The following is a 247-nucleotide window of genomic DNA, read 5'->3' as shown; positions in this document are numbered from 1 at the left end:
AACAAGCTGAAAGGGGATACGTACAAAGAAGCGAATGGCCGTCTTTTAGCTGCGTATGCATTAGCTTCAACTGTATTCATGATTGTTCTTTTTGGATTGATCTTGCTGCTATTGGGTAAGTTTCTAAAAATCCATTTGGGTGGTGCGGGTGTCATTCTGACATTTTTTGTGGCGGCAATCTTTGCATCTCGTATGCCGTCTTTTTCTTGAAAAAAAAAAAAAACACACAGCATATAACTACTGGGGA

The 247-nt window shown here is 39.7% G+C and carries 1 protein-coding gene; it reads left to right on the top strand.

Annotation, left to right across the window (positions count from 1 at the left end):
• The coding region (locus tag AYW76_RS19275) for a hypothetical protein (RefSeq protein ID WP_197467863.1) at nt 1-210 on the top strand (210 nt) is incomplete at its 5' end.
• Nucleotides 211-247 lie beyond the last annotated feature (37 nt).

Source organism: Marinomonas gallaica, assembly GCF_001639745.1.
Lineage (GTDB): Bacteria > Pseudomonadota > Gammaproteobacteria > Pseudomonadales > Marinomonadaceae > Marinomonas > Marinomonas gallaica.
This window is presented reverse-complemented; position numbering and strand designations above follow the sequence as displayed.